Source organism: Agromyces mangrovi (genome assembly GCF_030296695.1).
Taxonomy (GTDB): domain Bacteria; phylum Actinomycetota; class Actinomycetes; order Actinomycetales; family Microbacteriaceae; genus Agromyces; species Agromyces mangrovi.
Map to the genome: position 1 here is coordinate 3,202,044 of NZ_AP027737.1, position 17,394 is coordinate 3,219,437.

The window sequence follows — 17,394 nt, forward strand, 5'->3', positions numbered from 1 at the left end:
GAACATGCGGAACACGCGACTCGAAGGAATGCACGTGACGGGATCCCAGAACGACCCACTGGACGGGACCGCCACGCTCGACCCGGCACTCGGCCCGACCGGTCGGCCGGCCAGGAATTCCCCGAACCCGCGCCGCTCGAGAGCCACGGCCCGGCGCGCATCATCTCGCTCTGCAACCAGAAGGGCGGGGTCGGCAAGACGACCACGACCATCAACCTCGGCGCGACGCTCGCCGCAGACGGCCGCCGCGTGCTCGCCATCGACTTCGACCCGCAGGGCGCGCTCTCGGCGGGTCTCGGCGTGCGCACGCACGACGTGACCACGATCTACGACCTGCTGCTGACGCGCCAGCACGAGCCGAAGGACGCGATCCAGCACACGAGCGTCGAGGGCCTCGACGTGATCCCTGCGAACATCGACCTGTCGGCCGCCGAGGTGCACCTCGTCAACGAGGTCGCGCGCGAGCAGATCCTCGCCGGCGTGCTGCGGCGCGTCGCGCCCGACTACGACGTCATCCTCATCGACTGCCAGCCGTCGCTCGGACTGCTGACCGTGAACGCGCTCACCGCGAGCCACGGCGTGGTCATCCCGCTCGAGTGCGAGTACTTCGCGCTGCGCGGCGTGGCCCTGCTCATCGAGACCATCGAGAAGGTGCGCGACCGGCTGAACCCGGCGATCACGCTCGACGGCATCCTCGGCACCATGTACGACGCCCGCACCCTGCACTCGCGCGAGGTGCTGGAGCGGGTCGTCGAGGCGTTCGGCGACCAGGTGCTCGAAACCGTGATCACGCGCACGGTGAAGTTCCCGGATGCCTCGGTCGCATCCGCCCCCATCACGCAGTTCGCACCCGAGCACCAGGCGGCGAAGGCCTACCGCCAGCTCGCGAGGGAGCTGATCTTCCGTGGCGCCGTCGCCTGAGGCCGGCGGGGGAGCGATCGAGGCGGCACCCGAGCCGGAGGCCGACGGCGACGGCTTCCGCGTCGCGCTGAGCAACTTCGAGGGCCCCTTCGACCTGCTGCTCTCGCTCATCTCGAAGCGGGAGCTCGACATCACCGAGATCTCGCTCGGCGCGGTGACCGACGAGTTCATCGCGTACCTCGCGCAGCTCGAGGCCGAGGACGAGCTCGATCGCGCGAGCGAGTTCCTGGTCGTCGCGGCTACGCTGCTCGACCTGAAGATCGCCGGGCTCCTGCCGCAGGGCGAGCTCGTCGACGCGGAGGACGTGGCGCTGCTCGAGGCGCGCGACCTGCTGTTCGCCCGGCTGCTGCAGTACCGCGCGTTCAAGCAGGTGGCGGGCTGGTTCGGGGAGCGGATCGCCACCGAGTCGGCCCGGCACCCGCGCACCGTGCGGCTCGAGGAGAAGTTCCGCCGGGCGCCGCCGGAGCTGCGCTGGACGCTCTCGGCCGACGACTTCGCCGCGCTCGCGGTCGTCGCGCTGACGCCGCGCATCATCCCGGTCGTGGGGCTCGACCACCTGCACGCGCCGCTCGTGAGCATCCGCGAGCAGGCCGCGCAGGTCGTCTCGATCCTCCGTCGTGGCGAGCCGGTCTCGTTCCGCGAGCTGGTCGCGGGCGTCGACCGGAAGGGCGTGGTCGTCGCACGATTCCTCGCGGTGCTGGAGCTGTACCGCCACGCCGCCATCGCCTTCGAGCAGCTCGAGCCGCTCGGCGAACTCACCTTGCGCTGGACCGCCGAGGAGTGGTCGGAGGAGCAGCTGGGCACCCTGGGAGCAGACTATGAGCACTGAGACCGACACCGGCACTGGGACCGACACCGGAACTGAGACGGGGCACACCGAGGACCACGGCATCGACCTCGCCGGGCGCGCGCTCGACCTCGACCGTGCGCTCGAGGCGATCCTGTTCGTCGCCGACGAGCCGCAGACCGTCGTGCAGCTCGCGACCGCGGTCGCGCGGCCGGTGCGCGAGGTGCGCGCGTCGATCACTCGGCTCGTCGCCGACTACGACGGCGAGACCGGATCGGGGGCGAGGCGGCCGCGGGAGGCATCCGTCGCGGCTTCGAACTGCGCGAGGTCGGCGGCGGCTGGCGGTTCTACGTGCGCGGCGACTACGACGATCTCGTGACCGACTTCGTGCTCACCCAGACGCCGACTCGGCTCTCGCAGGCGGCGCTCGAGACCCTCGCCGTGATCGCGTACAAGCAGCCGATCTCGCGTGGGCAGGTCGCGTCGATCCGCGCCGTGAACGTCGACTCGGTCGTGCGCACGCTGCTCGGGCGCGGGCTCATCACCGAGGTGTCGACCGACGCCGAGACCGGCGCGATCCTCTACGGCACGACCGACCAGCTGCTCGTGCACCTCGGCGTGAACTCGATCGACGAGCTGCCGAAGGTCGCGCCGCTGCTCGACGACGGACAGGACGGGTTCGATGACGCCCGCTGACACGGGCGGCGCGCCCGAGGGCGTGCGCCTGCAGAAGGTGCTCGCGGCCGCGGGCGTCGCCTCGCGCCGCGTGGTGGAGCAGTACATCGTCGAGGGCCGCATCACGGTCGACGGGCGGGTCGTCACCGAGCTCGGCACCCGCATCGACCCGGCCACTGCGAAGGTCGCGGTCGATGGCGTCGCCGTGCAGCTCGACGCCGACAAGCTCTACTTCATGCTGAACAAGCCGCGCGGGGTGGTCTCGTCGATGAAGGACGAACAGGGCCGGCCCGACCTGCGGCGGTTCACGAAGGACCTGCCGGGGCGCGTCTACAACGTGGGGCGCCTCGACGGCGACACGAGCGGCCTGCTCGTGCTCACCAACGACGGCGAGCTCGCGCACGTGCTCGCACACCCGTCGTTCGGGGTCGAGAAGACGTACATCGCGAAGGTGCAGGGCACCGTGCAGCCGCAGGTGCTCACGAAGCTGAAGCGCGGCATCGAGCTCGACGACGGCCCGATCGCGGCTGACGCGGCGAAGCTGCTGCAGGCCGGCAGCGGCGGCGGGTTCTCGATGGTGGAGGTGACGCTCCACTCGGGGCGCAACCGCATCGTGCGGCGCATGCTCGAGGCGGTCGGGCATCCGGTCGTCGAGCTGGTCAGGCGGCAGTTCGGGCCGCTGCACCTCGGCACCCTGCGGTCGGGCGAGGTGCGCGCGTTGACTAAGGTTGAACTCGGCCGCCTGCTCACGATCGCACGGAGCGACGAGCGCGGTTGAGAGGGGAATCACCAGTGGCCGACAGTCGCCTCACCGGACCGGTGCGCGTCGTCGGGGTCGGACTGCTCGGGTCGAGCGTGGGCCTCGGCCTGCGCGCCCGCGGCATCGACGTGATCCTCGCCGATGCGTCGCCGACGCACCTCGGCATCGCGGCCGACTACGGTGCGGGCCGGCCCGCGGCCGAGGGCGACGCGCCGCAGCTGATCGTGGTGTGCGTGCCGCCGGATGTCACTGCCGACGTGATCGCGGCCGAGCTCTCCGCGTACCCCGAGGCGATCGTCACCGACGTCGCGAGCGTGAAGCTGCGCGTGCTCGAGGAACTGCGTGAGCGCGGCGCCGACGTGTCGCGCTACATCGGGTCGCATCCGCTCGCGGGCCGCGAGCGCGGCGGCCCCATGTCGGGTCGCGCCGATCTCTTCGTCGGTCGCCCCTGGGTGGTCGCGGCGCACGATGGCATCTCGTACCAGCGCGGTGCGGTGATCGACGACCTGATCCTCGACCTCGGCGCGACCCTCGTCGAGATGACGCCCGAGCAGCACGACGCCGCCGTCGCGCTCATCTCGCACGTGCCGCAGGTCGTGTCGAGCCTCATGGCCCGGCGTCTCGTCGACGGCGCCGCGTCGGCGCTGAACCTCGCCGGCCAGGGTGTGCGCGACGTGACCCGCGTCGCCGCGAGCGACCCCGAGCTGTGGGTGCAGATCCTCGGCGCGAACGCGGCGCCGGTCCGCGACATCCTCACCGCCTACCGCGACGACCTCGACCGCTTCATCGACGCGCTCGGCGACGTCGACGCCCCGGGCGCGCGCCGCCGGATCGCGGAGGAGCTGCTCGGCGGCAACACCGGCGTCGGTCGCCTGCCCGGCAAGCACGGCGTCGACCTGCGCTTCACGCCCGTGATCGTCATGGTCGACGACCGCCCCGGGCAGCTCGCACAGCTCTTCCAGGACGTCGGCGACATCGGCGTGAACATCGAGGACTTCCGCATGGAGCACTCGCCCGGCGCGCCCATGGGCCTCGCCGAGCTGGGGGTCGTGCCCGAGGCGGTCGAGTCGCTCATCGAGGACCTGAGCCAGCGCGGCTGGCGGATTGCAGGATGATGCAGCAGCAGACCATGGTCGTGGCGATCGACGGACCCGCGGGCAGCGGCAAGTCGAGCGTGAGCAAGGCGGTCGCCCGCCGGCTCGGCTTCGGCATCCTCGACACGGGCGCCGCCTACCGCGCGCTCGCGTGGAGCGTGCTCGATGGCGGACTCGACCCTGAGGACGCGGGCGCGGTGATCGCGCACCTGCCGGCGTTCGCGCTCGACCTCGGCACCGACAACACCGGGGCGATCGTGCACGTCGGCGAGGTCGACGTGACGGCCGCGATCCGCGAGCCGCGCATCTCCGCGGTCGTGAGCGCCATCGCGCGCGTGCCCGAGGTGCGGCGCGAGCTCATCGCACGCTTCCGGGTCATCGCAGCGGATGCCCCCAAGCGGGCATCGTCATCGAGGGGCGCGACATCACGACCGTGGTGGCGCCCGACGCGCCCGTGCGCATCCTGCTCACCGCCGACGAGGAGGTGCGCATCGCGCGCCGCACCGCCGAGCTCGTCGGCTCGTCGGCCGACGGCGCCGGCGAGCAGCTGCGCCGCCGCGACCGCGCCGACGCCCAGGTCGTCGACTTCATGACCGCGGCCGAGGGCGTCACGACGGTCGACTCGACCCACCTCGACTTCGACCAGACCGTGCTGGCCGTGATCGCCGTCATCGACGGCGTGCGCGGGCAGGGGGCGGATGCCTCCGGGGCATCCGTCGACCACGGCGCATCCGCAGAGCAGGGAGCAGCACGATGAGCGGACCCGACGACGAGTACGAAGGCGTCGAGGACGACCTCGTCGAGCGCCTCGCCGAGGTCGACGACGACCTCGCCGACCAGCGCGCGGCGGTGCTGCGCACCGGCCTCGACGAGTACGAGCTCGACGACGACGACCTGGAGGTGCTCGAGGTCGGCGACCTCGACGAGGACGCGGTGCGCTACCTGCCCGCGCTGCCGGTCATCGCGATCGTGGGCCGCCCGAACGTCGGCAAGTCGGCGCTCGTGAACCGCATCCTCGGCCGTCGCGAGGCCGTGGTGGAGGACACGCCCGGCGTCACGCGCGACCGCGTCTCGTACAAGGGGAGTGGCTCGACCGCCGCTTCACGCTCGTCGACACGGGCGGGTGGGAGCCGGACGCGCGCGGCATCGACGCATCCGTCGCCGCCCAGGCCGAGGTCGCGATCGACCTGTGCGACGTCGTGCTGTTCGTGGTCGACGCGACCGTGGGCGCCACCGCGACCGACGAGCACGTCGTGCGGCTGCTGCGCCAGGCGAAGAAGCCAGTGTTCCTCGTCGCGAACAAGGTCGACGACGTCCGGCAAGAGCCCGAGGCCGCCGTGCTCTGGAACCTCGGCCTCGACGAGCCGCACCCGGTGTCCGCGCTGCACGGCCGCGGCGTGGCCGACCTGCTCGAGGCGGTCTTCAAGGTGCTGCCGCAGGAGTCGGCCGTGGCGAAGCAGGAGGTCGGCGGGCCCCGTCGCGTTGCGATCGTCGGCCGCCCGAACGTCGGCAAGTCGAGCCTGCTGAACAAGGCCGCCCGCGAGGAGCGCGTGGTCGTGAACGACCTCGCCGGCACCACGCGCGACCCGGTCGACGAGCAGATCGAGCTCGGCGGCAAGGTGTGGCGCTTCGTCGACACCGCGGGCATCCGTCGCCGCGTGCACCTGCAGCAGGGCGCCGACTTCTACGCGTCGCTGCGCACGCAGGCCGCGCTCGAGAAGGCCGAGGTCGCGGTCGTGATGCTCGACGTGACCGAGCCGCTCAGTGAGCAGGACGTGCGCATCATCGATTTGGTGCTCGAGTCGGGCCGCGCGCTCGTGCTCGCGTTCAACAAGTGGGACCTGCTCGACGACGACCGTCGCCGCTACCTCGAGCGCGAGATCGAGCAGGACCTGCACCACGTGGCCTGGGCGCCGCGCGTGAACCTCTCGGCGCGCACCGGCCGCCACCTCGAGAAGCTCGTGCCCGCTTTGGAGACCGCCCTCGAGTCGTGGGACACGCGCATCCCGACGGGCAAGTTCAACGCCTTCCTCACCGAGCTCGTGCAGGAGCACCCGCACCCGCTGCGGGGCGGCAAGCAGCCGCGCATCCTGTTCGGCACGCAGGCGGCGACCCGCCCGCCGACGTTCGTGCTGTTCACGACCGGGTTCCTCGACCCGGGCTACCGCCGGTTCATCCAGCGCCGCCTGCGCGAGGTGTACGGCTTCGCGGGCACCCCGATCATCACGAACATGCGCGTGCGCGAGAAGCGGCAGCGGTCGTAGCTCCCGGTTCAGGGCGAGCGGATGCTGCGGGGCGGCGCGCGGTCGTAGCCTGAGGTGATGGGGGCGGATGCACCGGAGCAGGCCGGCAACGCCGTGATCGCGGCGGTCGGGGCGATCGCCGCGCGCATCCGCGAGCTCGAGCCGGCTGCTCGTGCCGATGAGCCGGACGCGGTGCACCAGCTCCGCACCCACGTGCGGCGGCTGCGGAGCGTGCTCGCCGCGTATCGGTCGCTGTTCGATGAGGCGCGCGTCGAGCACCTGCGGCGCGCGTACCGCGAGTTCGGCGCGGAGCTCGGCGTCGTGCGCGACCTCGAGGTGCGGGCCCGGTTCGCCGAGGACGCGCTCGACGGGTTCGACGCGGCGACGCCCGCGATGCGCGCAAGCCTGGTCGACGAGACGTGGGCCGAGTACCGGTCGGCGCACGCGCGGCTCGTCGAGCTGATGGAGGGTGCGCGACCCGAGGCACGGGCCGCCGAGCTCGACGCCTTCTGCGCCGACCCGCCCGTCGTGGCCGGCGCGTCCACCGCGGCGGCGCCCGAGGTCGGCCGCGTGCTCGCCCGGGAGGCGCGGCGAGCCGTGCGCCGGGCGGAGGCGGCCGACGATTCGCTCGGGCGGCTCCACCGTGCCCGCAAGGCAGCGCGCCGACTCCGCTACGCGGCGGAGGCGGTGTCGGCGCCACCCGCTGCGGTGTTCGGCGACGCGGCCGGCGAGCTCGGGGCGGCGGGGGAGCGCATTCACGACGTGCTCGGCGACCACCGCGACGAGCTGGTGCTCGCACGCTTCCTGCGCCGAGCGGGTGCGCATGCGGCGCACCACGGTGAGACTGCGTCCGGGTACGAGCAGCTGGCGGCGGAGGCCGAGTCGCGCGCCGCGGAGCACCTGGCCGAGTTGCCGACGGCACTGGAAGAGCTGCAGCGGGCGCGCAGGCGGTTCGCGGCGTCGCTCGGCTGACGCGCGTCGACACCGTTGACGCCCGTCGGGCGGCTCGCTACGCTGTGGCCATGGTCGATCGGGCGATCGATCGAAAGTGCGGAGGAGGCGGCATGGCCGGGAGTGACACGCGTGCGACGATCCTGGCCGCGGCACGGACATCGGTGCTGCGCGATGGGTTCGCAGCGCTGTCCACGCGCAAGGTCGCCGACGAGGCCGGCGTGCCGCAGTCGCAGATCCACTACCACTTCGGCACGCGCGAACAGCTCGTGCTGAGCGTGCTGGAGGCGGAGGACGCGAGTCTCGTCGCGCGGCAGGCTGCGCTCTACGCGGGCGACGAGCCGCTGTCTGCGCAGTGGGCGCGCGCCTGCGACTACCTCGACGACGACCTCGACTCGGGCTACGTGCGCATCCTGCACGAGATGATGGCGGCCGGGTGGTCGACCGAGGTCGTGGGCGAGCGGGTGCGCCGGGTCTACGACGGGTGGACGACGGTGCTGACGGATGCGGCGGAGCGGGCGTCGGCCCGAGGCATCCGCTTCGGTGGCTTGACGCCCGCGGAGGTGGCCACACTCGTGGGCGCGGCGTTCGTCGGTGCGGAGGCGATGATCCTGAGCGGTACCGAGGGGCCGACGCGGCCGTTCCGCGATGCCCTGCGGGCGATCGGGCGGCTGATCGCCGCTGAGGAGGCGCGCCTCGCGGCGCTCGAGGCGGAGGTGGGGTCGTGAGGGCGACGATGCCGGCGCGCGACGGCCAGGTCGAACGCGACGGCGCGACCGTGCACTGGGAGGTGTACGGCGACGACGGGCCGACCATCCTGCTCGCGCCGACCTGGGAGCTCGTGCACTCGCGCAACTGGAAGATGCAGGTCTCGTTCCTGGCCCGGCACTACCGGGTGGTGCTGTTCGACGCGGTCGGCAACGGGAAGTCGTCGCGGCCGGCCGATCCCGGTCGCTATTGATGGGGGAACCGCGACGCCGACGCGATCGCCGTGCTCGACGCGACCGGCACCGAGCGGTGCGTCGTCGTGGGCTACTCGATGGGTGGCGAGCTCGCGCTCACGCTCGCCGCACTGCATCCGGAGCGCGTCGACGGGGTCGTGGCGATCGGGGCGGCGCACGAGTGGGTCGTGCCGATGATGGAGCGGGAGCCGCCGACGGCACCCGCGCCGGGGGAGAAGCCGGAGGGGTGGGCGAAGTACGACCCCGACTACTGGCGCACCGACTACCGCGACTTCGCCGAGTGGTTCGTGGCCCAGGTCGTGTCCGACCCGCACTCGACGAAGGCGTGGGACGACGGGGTTGGCTGGGCCCTGGAGACCACCGGAGAGGTGCTGGCGGCGACCGAGGAGGAGTACGCCGACCTCGACGTGGAGGACATGGAGCGCCGCATCCGCTCGATCGACATGCCCGTGCTGCTGCTGCACGGCACGGACGACCGAATCGTGCACCCGGGCAGCTCGGAGCTCATGCAGTCGTGGATCCCGGGCTCCGACCTCGTGCTGCTGGAAGGCGCGGGGCACTCGCCGCACACGCGGTTCCCGGTGAAGGTCAACCACCTCATCAAGGGGTTCGCCGACCGCGTGTACGGGCGCATCGACGAGGCGGCGACCTGGCACGTCGGCATCGCGCGGCCGAAGTCGGCGCTCTACCTGTCGTCGCCGATCGGGCTCGGGCACGCACGTCGCGACATCGCCATCGCGGGCGAGCTCCGCACGCTGCATCCGGACCTCACGATCGACTGGCTCGCGCAGGACCCGGTGACCCGGGTGCTGGATGCCGCGGGGGAGCGCATCCACGAGGCATCCGCTGCCCTCGCCGGCGAATCTGCGCACATCGAGTCGGAGTGCAGCGACCACTCGCTCGCGGTGTTCCAGTCGCTGCGCACGATGGACGAGATCCTCGTGCACAACTTCATGGTGTTCGACGAGGTGGCCCAGCGCGGCGAGTACGACCTGATCATCGCCGACGAGTCGTGGGAGGTCGACCACTACCTGCACGAGAACCCGAACCTGAAGCGCGGGGCGCTGGCGTGGATGACCGACTTCGTCGGCTACCTGCCGATTCCCGAGCGGGGTCCGCGCGAGGCGGAGGTCGTGGCCGACTACAACCAGGAGATGATCACGCACGTCGAGCGCTACGGGCGCGTGCGCGACGCCGCGGTGTTCGTCGGCTCGCCCGACGACATCGTGCCCGACCGGTTCGGCGAGGGGATGCCCCTGATTCGCGACTGGACCGAAGACCACTTCGACTTCGCCGGCTACGTGACCGGGTTCGACCCGGCGGCGCTCGGTTCGCGCGAGGCGCTGCGGGCGGAGCTCGGGTACCGCGACGACGAGCGGGTCTGCATCGTCTCGGTCGGCGGGTCGGGCGTCGGCACCGACCTGATCCGCCGCGTGGTCGCCGCCTACCCCGAGGCGAAGCGCGCGATTCCCGAGCTGCGGATGATCGTGGTGACCGGCCCCCGCATCGACCCGGCCACGCTGCCGCAGATCGACGGCGTCGAGTACCGCGCCTACGTCGACAAGCTCTACCGCCACCTCGCCGCGTGCGACCTGGCGATCGTGCAGGGCGGCCTCACCACCACAATGGAGCTCGCCGCCTGCCGGGTGCCGTTCATCTACGTGCCGCTGCGCGACCACTTCGAGCAGAACTTCCACGTGCGGGCGCGGCTCGATCGCTACCGTGCGGGCCGCTGCATGCAGTACTCGGAGCTCTCGCCGGACGCACTTGCGAGCGCCATGGCGTCGCTCGTCGGGGCGCCGGTCGACTACCGTCCGGTCGAGACCGACGGGGCGGCGCGGGCGGCTGCGATGATCGGCAAGCTGCTCTGAATCTTGCTGTCGCGCCGATTCGTTCGCGGGGCCGGTGCTCCGTTATGATGGTCAGGTTGTCCACGGGCTGTGGCGCAGCTTGGTAGCGCACTTGACTGGGGGTCAAGGGGTCGCAGGTTCAAATCCTGTCAGCCCGACCGTGGCAAAAGCCCCGGTGAGAAGTAATTTCTCGCCGGGGCTTCGTCGTTCCCGCGCTGAGCGAGCATGGAGCGACGGAGGCGGGTGGATGGCAGTCAACCGCTCGTTCGTCGGCGGTTTCCGTCTTTCCGGGCTCCCGCCCCGTTGGTAGCGTGCGCGCATGCTGGAGCTCCGACCCAATTGCGAGTGCTGCGATCGCGACCTCGCGACCGATGACGCGAACGTGTTCATCTGCACGATCGAGTGCACCTGGTGCGGCGACTGCGCCCGCCGTCTCGACTTCACCTGCCCGAACTGCGGCGGCAACCTCACCGAGCGTCCTGTGCGGCCGGCAGCGTGGCTCGCGAAGTACCCGGGCTCGACGAAGCGGGTGTTCCAGGCTGATTGCCTGGCGACGACCGGCGGGTGAACCGTTCCGGGGTCTGACGGACTGCGGGTGCCGGTCGACTACCGGCGGGCCGTGCAGCGCCTCCACCCTTGCGGCCCCATCGCGAGCGCAGTACGTTGTGGCGCGTTGCCGGAGACTTGGGGGAGAGTCCGATGCACGCGAAGCACGTCGCCGTCGCCGCTGCCGTCGCACTGATCGGGGAGCCCTGTTCGCGGGGCCCGCTCCAGACGCTCGAGCCGCCGGAACGGAGGTGCGGGGCACGCTCGAGACGGTCGCCGCCGGCGGCATGCCGGGCGGTTGGGACGGCTGGCAGCTCGAGGCATCCGTCACCGGCTCGGGAACGGTCGCGACGACGGCAGCGGATGCCACGGGCGCATTCGACCTCGTCATCGAGGTGCCCGTGCCCGACGACGGGATCCTCTCGCTCATCGCCCGCGCGCCGGCCGACGCCGCCCACCCGGCCGCGCCGACGGCCGTGCTCGCCGCCGCGTACCCGGGGCTGCCTGACCACGACGTCGTGCTGAACGAGCGCACCACGGTCGCGACCGCGTGGGCGATGGCGCAGTTCGTCAGCGATTCGGGCATCGACGGCCAGGCGCCCGGCCTGCGCAACGCGGCCGGCATGGCGGCGAACCTCGCCGACCCCGAGACCGGCGCCGTTGCCGACGTGCTCGACTCACGCCCCAACGGCGACGAGACCTCGACGCTCGCCGCGTTCGGCTCGATCGCGGCCGCGCTCGCGTCGTGCGTCGTCGATCCGTTCGGCGCGCCCGGGCCGCATCCGCTCGGCACCTGCGCCACGATCATCGAGATCGGCGGGGAAGCGGACGATCCCGCGGTGCCGACCGACGTGTTCCGAGCCCTCGCCGAGATCGCCCGGAACCCCGGCGTGGCCGACCCGCTGCGGCTGTTCGAGCTCTCGACGCTCGTGCCGCTCGCGGGTCGCGACCCGGCCGTGCTCGACGTGCCGCCCGTCGCGTGGACGCTCGCGGTGCGCTTCGACGGCGACGGGCGCTCGCTCGACGGGCCCGGCAACTTCGCGATCGACCACGAGGGCAACCTCTGGGTCAACAACAACTACCAGTACCGCCCGCAGGCGAAGGCGCCTGCCTGCGGTTCCGACGCGCTGTTCCGCTTCTCGCCGACCGGGGAGTTCGTGAAGTACACAGGCGGCGGGCTGTCGGGGGCCGGCTACGGCATCGAACTCGACGAGCGCACCGGCAACGTGTGGGTGTCGAACTTCGGGTTCTCGGCGCCGGAGCCGTTCTGCACGAAGAAGCGCCAGCCTCCGCACGACACGGCGTCGCTGTTCACGCCGGAGGGCGTCGCGCTGTCGGGCGACGACGGGTTCGACGAGGGCGAGCTCGACTGGCCGCAGGGCATGGAGATCGACTCGCAGCGCTCCGTGTGGTTCGCGAACTGCCACTCCGGCACCCTCACGCTGTACCCGGGCGGCGACCGCTCCGAGGCCCGCGCGATTCCGTACTCCGAGACGCAGCTCGAGCAGGCGTTCGACGTTGTCGACAACGGCTCGGCCGTCTTCGCGTCGGGCATGGTGAGCTCGTCGGTGCAGATGTTCGACTACGACGGCAACCTGCTGTCCGGCTCGCCGGGGGCGGACCCGGCGTTCGCCAACCCGATGGGCCTCGCCGCCGACGGCGTCGGCAACGTCTGGGCGGCGAACTCGTTCCTCGTCGAGCTGCCGTGCCCGACCGCCCCGCGCACGGGCGACGACCAGATCTTCGTGGGCGGCGTGCTCGACTCCGAGTTCGACGCGCAGGGCGTCTACACGGGCGTCGGCCCCGACCCGTACCTCGGCTCGGTCGCGATGGTCGCGCCCGACGGCAGCACGGTCACGCAGTACCAGGGCGGTGGCACGACGCTGCCGTGGGGCATCACGACCGACGGCGACGGCAACGTGTGGGTCGCCAACTTCGCCGGCAAGCGCCTCTCGGCCTTCTGCGGGGCGGATGCCTCGAGCTGCCCGCCCGGCATCGGCACCGGCGACCCCATCTCGCCCGACCTCAGCGGGTTCTACTTCGACGGGCTCGTGCGCAACACGGGCGCCGCGGTCGACCAGTCGGGCAACGTCTGGGTGGCGAACAACTGGATCGAGGTGCCGATCCAGACGAACCCCGGCGGTCACGAGATCGTCGCGTTCCTCGGGATCGCGGCGCCCGTGGAGATTCCGGCACCCGACCTGGCGGGGGCCGACTGAGGCGTCGGCCCGCCGCGACGGGCGACTAGCGCGTCGCGAGCTGCGCGATCGCGGCCACGGTCGCGGCGCGGTCGAAGCTCTTCGCGGGCATCGCGGCGGTCGTGACCTGGATCACGGTGCCGTCCGCGTCGACGACCGCGGTCGCACTCTCCTGGAACTGTCCCGAGCGCCGCAGGCCGAACACGGCGTGGTTCGCGCCCACGGCGGCCACCCGCACGGTCTCGTCGAGGCGAGCGGCCGCCTGGGCGGCATCCGCATCGGTACCAGGCGTGAGGAAGACGACCCGCGCGTCGCCGAGGTCGCCGTTGCGGTGCAGGCTCGCGAGCTGCTTGCCGACCGACAGGCACGCGGGGCAGGTCGACGTGCGCATGAAGTGGATGACGCCGGGGTGGCCGTCGAGGAGCTCGGCGATCGTGGTCGCGGTGCCGTCGGCCTGCGTCAGGACGGGCGCGGGAAGTGCGGTGCCGACGGTGAGCGCGGTTCGGGTGCGGGGCATAGACTCTCTCCTCAGATCTGCGGGCGGTGAGTTGCGAAACCTACTTTCGCAATCTGCTTGCGCAACCGACGGGAGGGCGTCGTGTATTCCCCAGAGGTCGAGGAGTTCCGGCGCGCGGCGTCGGAGGACGTCGGTCACCTGCTGCGCGAGGCGCTGCGCGTCGCCAACGAGCGGTTCCTGGCCCTCATGGCAGAACGCGGGCACGAGCGTGTCGCGATGCGGCACCTGCCGGTGTTCGGCGCCGTCGACCGGGAGGGCACGCGCATCACGGTGGTCGCGAGTCGCACCGAGATCTCGCGGCAGGCGGTGGGTCAGCTCGTCCACGAACTCGACGCGCTCGGCTACCTCACGCTCACGCCCGACCCGACCGATGGCCGCGCACAGGTCGTGCGTCTCACCGAGCGCGGGGTGTCGTTCTGCGCCGAGGGTGTCGAGGCCGCCCGGGTGCTCCAGGCAGAGCTGACCGAGCGCATCGGCGATGAGGCAGCGCTCGACGTGCTGCGCGCGAGCCTTCGCCGCCTCGTCGGCGAGGCCGACTGACACCGGGAGGGTCAGCCGGCGGTGGGCTACACGCCCGACGCGAAGGACGCGGCCCGGAGCTGCAGGTCGTCGATCCGCTCCTGGCGTGCGGCCTCCACGTCGAAGCCCTCGTACGCGAGCGTCGGGGTTCGGCGCACGTTCCGCGAGCACTCGAAGTCCTCGCAGATGAGGGTGCCGACGGTGTCGCCGTTGCGTCCGGACTTGCCGGAGCGCCTGGCGGTGTACAGCACGACGTCGTTCGGGAGCGTCACGTCGCTGCACCACGAGCACTGGGCGCGCGAGCGGGGCGCCCGGTCGGCCTGCCGGAGCAGGATGCCGATGAGGGCGTCGTCGAGCATCGGCACGATCGCGTAGGCGCGCTTGCCGAGCTTGGGGTCGCGCCAGCCGAGGTAGTCGAGCCGATCCCAGTCGATCGCGTCGAAGCCGGGCGGGAGCGTGAGGTCGGCGACCTCCTTGCGGGAGGCGTTGACGAATGATGCGCGGAGCGCCTTCTCGGTGAGGGTGAGCATGAGGTTCGCTTTCGATGGTGCCCGCGCGCGTCATGGCGCGCCGCTCGGGCGGAGGTCTCGGGGTCGATGATGACGGCCGCGTCGGATGACACGACCGAGGGCATCACGCCCTGATGCCGGCGAACGTGTCGCCGACCACCTCCTGGAAGCTCACCCGACCACTCTACGACGAGGTCACTGGGAGGGCACCGCGAGGTCAGCTCAGCCGGCGCTCGAGGTGCACGGTGCCCGCCCAGAGCCCCTCGATCGGCACGTCGCGGCCGAGGATGCGCTCGGCCGCACGGTGCCCCGAACGCATGGCGGCGGGCACGGTCGCGGGGTCGTCGGTCCAGGTGGCCTCGCCGGCGAGGTGGAGGACGCCGCCGATCGGGGTGGCGAGGTCGTCGTGGTCGGCGGTGGTGGAGCCGAGCGTCATGTAGGCGTAGGAGCCGTGGGCGAACGGGTCGTCCTGCCACGAGGTGACGGTCACGCGCGTGGGTGCGGGCACGCGCTCGCCGTAGAGGCGGCGGAGTTGGGCGAGCACCGAGTCGGCGACCTCGGAGTCGCTCCAGTCGCGGATCGCCCGGGCGGCGGGGCCGGCGGCGAAGGTCAGCAGCGTCGGTGTGCCGTGCACGGGGAGAGGTCGTACCAGGAATGCCACCAGCGACTCTCGGGGCCCTGCTGGCGAATCGCGTAGACGCCGTCGTCCCAGAACCGCTCCGGGAACTCGAGGAAGACCTTCTCGAACGCGTTCATCGCGAATCGGCCGAGCGCGCCCGCGACCGGTTCGGGCAGCGCGGGCTCGATCACGAACTCCGGCGACTGCAGCACGCCCACCGGCACGGTCACGACGGCGGTCGCGGCCGCCAGGGTGGCATCCGCCGTCTCGACCTCGACGCCGTCGGGCGACCAGTGCACCCGGCGCACCACGCGGCCCAGCCGCACATCGAGGCCCTCCGCGAGGCGCGCGGGCAACTCGTCGTACCCGTTGGGGAAGACGACCTCGTCGCCCTCGATGACGTCGTCGTCGAGGCCGTGCGCGGCGAGGTCGTCGATCCACGCGCCGTACTGCTCCTCGCTGCGATGCTCCATGAACTCGCGCACGCGCTGGGCGCGGTCGGCGTCCCAGCCCTGGCGGGCGATCGCGGCCTCGGTCACGTCGCGGTACGAGTCGTTCGGCGCCGAGGCGGCGATGGTCTCGAGCAGGGTGGTGTCGACCGAGCGGATGTCGTCGGCGAACGCCCGCGCCGCCGCATCCGTCAACCGCTGGCCGTCGGGGCCGTAGTACGCGATCGGGCGGCTGTCGGGCTGGTAGCTGCCGACTGTGAACTCCGCGGTGCGCATGCCGATTGCGGTGACCGCGTCGGCGACGGGCTCGTCGGTGACGCCGTGGATCCAGGAGGCGCCGAGGTCGGTCGGGTGGTGGCCGGTGCGGTCCGTCCAGACGCGGCCGCCGACGCGGTCGCGCGCCTCGAGCACCACGACGGTGCGCCCCGCCCGGGCGAGCAGGCGGGCGGCCGTCAGGCCGGCCACGCCCGCACCGACGACGATGGTGTCGAACCGTTCCACTCACGGCTCCTCTCAGAAGTGTGTGAGTCGATCGTAGCGTGACCAAAGAATCACCACATATCCTTTGGTAAGATCGCCGCATGGCAACGGAAACGCGGGCCTGGCCCGCGATCTCGTACGAGGAGCGGCCGTGGCAGCGCGACGGCGGCGAGATCGCCTCGCGCCGCGAACTCGCACGCTCGCGCGGACCGTACCGCGCGGCGGTCGTGCCCCGCATCGCCGACCTCACGCCCGACCTGCCCGGCAAGAGCCTCGCCGCGGCCGACGACGCCAGCAACGAGCTGACCCGCTTCGACGCCGAGTTCGGCGCGGTCGCGGCGCCGTTCTCGGCGATCCTGCTGCGCTCGGAGAGCGCCTCGAGTTCGGAGGTCGAGCACATCACCGCGAGCGCGCGTCAGGTCGCACTCGCCGAGCTCGGGGCATCCGACTCGCCCAATGCCCGGCTGGTCGTGGCGAACGCGCAGGCGATGCGGGCGGCCGTCGACCTCTCCGACCGCCTCGACACCGATGCCGTGATCGAGATGCACCGCGCGCTGCTCGGCGAGAGCCAGGAGGGCATCACGGGCGGCTGGCGCGAACGCCAGGTCTGGATCGGCGGCGGCTCGCTCGCCCCGCACACGGCCGAGTTCGTGCCGCCGCACGCCGAGCACGTGCCCGCCCTCATGGACGACGTCATGGCGTTCGCGCGCCGCACCGACCTGCCGGTGCTCGTGCAGACCGCGATCGCGCACGCCCAGTTCGAGACGATCCACCCGTTCCCCGACGGCAACGGGCGCACCGGTCGGGCCCTGGTGCAGGGGATGCTGCGGGCGGGTCGCGTCACCCGGCACGTCACCGTGCCCGTGTCGGCCGGCTTGCTCGGCGACCTGCAGGGCTACTACGACGCGCTCGGCGCCTACCGCGAGGGGCGACTCGAGCCGATCGTCGATCTGATGGCGGATGCCTCGTTCCTCGCCGTCGCGAACGGTCGGCGCCTCATCGGCGACCTGCGTTCGGCGCGCGCGCACTGGGACGACGCGGTGCGCGCCCGCGCCGACTCGTCGGCCCACCGCCTCAAGGACCTGCTGCTGCGCCAGCCCGTGGTCCACACGAAGCTGGTCGCCGGCGAGCTGTCGGTCAGCGAGGTCGCTGCGCAGACGTCGATCGACCGGCTCGTCGAGGCCGGCGTGCTCGTGCAGGCAGGCGGGGGAGCGCGCTACCGACGCTGGGCGGCGCCCGACGTGCTCGCCGCGCTCGACGCGTTCGGCCAGCGCGCCCGCCGCGGCTTCCGCTGACCCGCGCCGGGTGAGGCGG

15 protein-coding genes, 1 tRNA gene and 4 pseudogenes are annotated in these 17,394 nt (G+C 72.2%); 16 read left to right on the forward strand and 4 right to left on the reverse strand.

Translation table 11 applies throughout. The features are described from left to right. The first annotated feature begins 28 nt into the window (after window positions 1–28). From QUE38_RS15250 to QUE38_RS15315, 14 genes and pseudogenes are all read left to right on the forward strand, one after another. A pseudogene (locus tag QUE38_RS15250) lies at window positions 29–921 on the forward strand (ParA family protein). Further along, window positions 905–1,750: a segregation and condensation protein A gene (locus QUE38_RS15255; protein WP_433996918.1), complete on the forward strand. Its 846-nt coding sequence runs from the start codon at window positions 905–907 to the stop codon at window positions 1,748–1,750. The pseudogene QUE38_RS15250 and the gene QUE38_RS15255 overlap by 17 nt, the downstream one beginning before the upstream one ends. Next, window positions 1,740–2,404 (forward strand): annotated as a pseudogene (gene scpB, locus QUE38_RS15260) (SMC-Scp complex subunit ScpB). The gene QUE38_RS15255 and the pseudogene scpB overlap by 11 nt, the downstream one beginning before the upstream one ends. Further along, entirely contained in the window at window positions 2,391–3,161 is a 771-nt protein-coding gene (locus tag QUE38_RS15265) for a pseudouridine synthase (protein ID WP_286309151.1), read from the forward strand. Before scpB ends, QUE38_RS15265 begins: the two are co-directional and overlap by 14 nt. A gap of 14 nt (window positions 3,162–3,175) precedes the next feature. Next, window positions 3,176–4,258 (forward strand): prephenate dehydrogenase, encoded by a 1,083-nt coding sequence (locus QUE38_RS15270; protein WP_286309153.1) that lies wholly within the window; start codon window positions 3,176–3,178, stop codon window positions 4,256–4,258. Then, a pseudogene (gene cmk / locus QUE38_RS15275) lies at window positions 4,258–4,994 on the forward strand ((d)CMP kinase). Before QUE38_RS15270 ends, cmk begins: the two are co-directional and overlap by 1 nt. Then, window positions 4,991–6,501, forward strand: a pseudogene (der, locus tag QUE38_RS15280) (ribosome biogenesis GTPase Der). Before cmk ends, der begins: the two co-directional pseudogenes overlap by 4 nt. A gap of 57 nt (window positions 6,502–6,558) precedes the next feature. Then, a complete protein-coding gene (locus QUE38_RS15285; protein ID WP_286309154.1) occupies window positions 6,559–7,452 on the forward strand; it encodes a CHAD domain-containing protein in 894 nt (297 codons plus the stop codon). 92 nt (window positions 7,453–7,544) lie between these two features. Continuing rightward, window positions 7,545–8,159: a TetR/AcrR family transcriptional regulator gene (locus QUE38_RS15290; RefSeq protein ID WP_286309155.1), complete on the forward strand. Its 615-nt coding sequence runs from the start codon at window positions 7,545–7,547 to the stop codon at window positions 8,157–8,159. Beyond that, entirely contained in the window at window positions 8,156–8,392 is a 237-nt protein-coding gene (locus tag QUE38_RS15295) for an alpha/beta fold hydrolase (protein WP_286309156.1), read from the forward strand. The genes QUE38_RS15290 and QUE38_RS15295 overlap by 4 nt, the downstream gene beginning before the upstream one ends. 30 nt (window positions 8,393–8,422) lie before the next feature. Next, window positions 8,423–10,264 (forward strand): alpha/beta hydrolase, encoded by a 1,842-nt coding sequence (locus tag QUE38_RS15300; protein WP_286309157.1) that lies wholly within the window; start codon window positions 8,423–8,425, stop codon window positions 10,262–10,264. 63 nt (window positions 10,265–10,327) lie between these two features. Then, window positions 10,328–10,401, forward strand: a tRNA-Pro gene (locus QUE38_RS15305). 161 nt (window positions 10,402–10,562) lie between these two features. Further along, complete coding sequence (locus QUE38_RS15310; protein WP_286309158.1) at window positions 10,563–10,811, forward strand: DUF1272 domain-containing protein; 249 nt, start codon at window positions 10,563–10,565, stop codon at window positions 10,809–10,811. A gap of 229 nt (window positions 10,812–11,040) precedes the next feature. Next, window positions 11,041–13,008 (forward strand): NHL repeat-containing protein, encoded by a 1,968-nt coding sequence (locus QUE38_RS15315; protein WP_286309159.1) that lies wholly within the window; start codon window positions 11,041–11,043, stop codon window positions 13,006–13,008. 25 nt (window positions 13,009–13,033) lie between these two features. Here QUE38_RS15315 and QUE38_RS15320 read toward each other — a convergent pair whose 3' ends face one another. Further along, window positions 13,034–13,504, reverse strand: coding sequence for a TlpA family protein disulfide reductase (locus tag QUE38_RS15320; RefSeq protein ID WP_286309160.1), 471 nt, complete (start codon window positions 13,502–13,504; stop codon window positions 13,034–13,036). Window positions 13,505–13,585: 81 nt separating this feature from the next. Here QUE38_RS15320 and QUE38_RS15325 point away from each other — a divergent pair, with 81 nt between their 5' ends. Beyond that, window positions 13,586–14,044 (forward strand): MarR family winged helix-turn-helix transcriptional regulator, encoded by a 459-nt coding sequence (locus QUE38_RS15325; RefSeq protein WP_286309161.1) that lies wholly within the window; start codon window positions 13,586–13,588, stop codon window positions 14,042–14,044. Between the two features lie 26 nt (window positions 14,045–14,070). Here the strand turns inward: QUE38_RS15325 and QUE38_RS15330 are convergent, their stop codons facing one another. From QUE38_RS15330 to QUE38_RS15335, 3 genes are all read right to left on the reverse strand, one after another. Continuing rightward, window positions 14,071–14,553, reverse strand: a complete 483-nt coding sequence (locus QUE38_RS15330) for an FBP domain-containing protein (RefSeq protein ID WP_286309162.1) — start codon at window positions 14,551–14,553, stop codon at window positions 14,071–14,073. A gap of 196 nt (window positions 14,554–14,749) precedes the next feature. Beyond that, on the reverse strand, window positions 14,750–15,166 hold the full coding sequence (locus tag QUE38_RS17710) for a flavin monoamine oxidase family protein (protein WP_350227481.1): 417 nt from the start codon (window positions 15,164–15,166) through the stop codon (window positions 14,750–14,752). Next, entirely contained in the window at window positions 15,142–16,101 is a 960-nt protein-coding gene (locus QUE38_RS15335) for a flavin monoamine oxidase family protein (RefSeq protein ID WP_350227482.1), read from the reverse strand. The genes QUE38_RS17710 and QUE38_RS15335 overlap by 25 nt, the downstream gene beginning before the upstream one ends. Window positions 16,102–16,181: 80 nt before the next feature. On the opposite strand from QUE38_RS15335, the gene QUE38_RS15340 reads away from it, so the two are divergent. Continuing rightward, window positions 16,182–17,375 (forward strand): Fic family protein, encoded by a 1,194-nt coding sequence (locus QUE38_RS15340; RefSeq protein ID WP_286309163.1) that lies wholly within the window; start codon window positions 16,182–16,184, stop codon window positions 17,373–17,375. Window positions 17,376–17,394: the final 19 nt, after the last annotated feature.